The organism is Streptacidiphilus sp. ASG 303 (assembly GCF_020991365.1).
GTDB lineage: Bacteria > Actinomycetota > Actinomycetes > Streptomycetales > Streptomycetaceae > Peterkaempfera.
The window spans coordinates 1-1,559 of the sequence record NZ_JAJLRA010000074.1 but is presented as its reverse complement, the minus strand read 5'-3'; the positions used below and the strand labels follow the sequence as shown (position 1 = coordinate 1,559).

Here is a 1,559-nt window from a genome sequence, read left to right as displayed (position 1 = left end):
TCGGCGAGCTGCTCGGCCTTGAACGGCATGCCGCTGACCTGGGTGTGGGAGCGGGCGTCGACCAGGTACTCGGCGCGGATCAGCCGGGCGAGCTGGCCGAGGTTCATCTCGGGCACCACCACCCGGTCGTAGGAGCGCAGCACCGCGCCGAGGTTGGCGGGGAACGGGTTGAGGTGGCGCAGGTGGGCCTGGGCGACGCGGCCGCCGGCGGCGCGCACCCGGCGCACCGCGGCCGTGATCGGCCCGTAGGTGGAGCCCCAGCCCAGCACCAGCAGCGGGGCGTCGCCGTCCGGGTCGTCCACCGCCAGGTCCGGCACCGCGATCCCGTCGACCTTGGCCTGGCGGGTGCGGACCATGAAGTCGTGGTTGGCCGGGTCGTAGGAGATGTTGCCGGTGCCGTCCTGCTTCTCGATGCCGCCGATGCGGTGCTCCAGCCCCGGGGTGCCGGGCACCGCCCAGGGGCGGGCCAGGGTCTCGGGGTCGCGCTTGTACGGCCGGAAGACCTCGGTGCCGTCCTCGGCGGTGTGGTTGGGACCGGTGGCGAACTCCACCCGCAGGTCGGGCAGCGCGTCGGTGTCGGGGATGCGCCAGGGCTCGGAGCCGTTGGCCAGGTACCCGTCGGAGAGCAGGAAGACCGGCGTGCGGTAGGTCAGCGCGATGCGGGCGGCCTCCAGGGCCGCGTCGAAGCAGTCGGCGGGGGTGGCGGGGGCGACGACCGGCACCGGGGCCTCACCGTTGCGCCCGTACATGGCCTGCAGCAGGTCGGCCTGCTCGGTCTTGGTGGGCAGGCCGGTGGAGGGGCCGCCGCGCTGGATGTCCACCACCAGCAGCGGCAGCTCCAGCGAGACCGCCAGTCCGATCGTCTCCGACTTCAGCGCCACCCCGGGCCCCGAGGTGGTCGTCACCGCGAGCGAGCCGCCGAAGGCGGCGCCCAGCGCCGCGCCGATGCCGGCGATCTCGTCCTCCGCCTGGAAGGTCCGCACGCCGAAGTTCTTGTGCTTCGACAGCTCGTGCAGGATGTCGGAGGCCGGGGTGATCGGGTACGAGCCGAGGAACAGCGGCAGGCCGGAGCGGTGCGAGGCCGCGACCAGGCCGTAGGAGAGCGCGAGGTTGCCGGAGATGTTCCGGTACCGGCCCGGGGCCAGGGCGGCGGGGGCGACCTCGTAGGAGACGGCGAAGTCCTCGGTGGTCTCGCCGAAGTTCCACCCCGCCCGGAAGGCGGCGACGTTCGCCTCGGCGATCTCGGGGCGCCCGGCGAACTTCTGCCGCAGGAACCGCTCGGTGCCCTCGGTGGGCCGGTGGTACATCCACGACAGCAGGCCGAGCGCGAACATGTTCTTCGCCCGCTCGGCGTCCTTGCGGGCCAGCCCGGAGTCCTTCAGGGCCTCCACCGTGAGCGTGGTGAGCGGCACCCGGTGGACGTTCCACGCCGCCAGCGAGCCGTCCTCCAGCGGGTCGGCCGCGTAGCCGACCTTGGCCAGGGCGCGCCTGGTGAACTCGTCGGTGTTGACGATGACCTCGGCGCCGCGCGGCACGTCCGCCAGGTTGGCCTTGAGCGC

Annotated in this window: 1 protein-coding gene; it reads right to left on the bottom strand. The window is 73.4% G+C overall.

Annotated elements, in window-relative coordinates:
• Window positions 1-1,559: 2-oxoacid:acceptor oxidoreductase subunit alpha (locus LO771_RS29950; RefSeq protein ID WP_230748296.1), on the bottom strand; the 1,559-nt coding region annotated here is incomplete at both ends.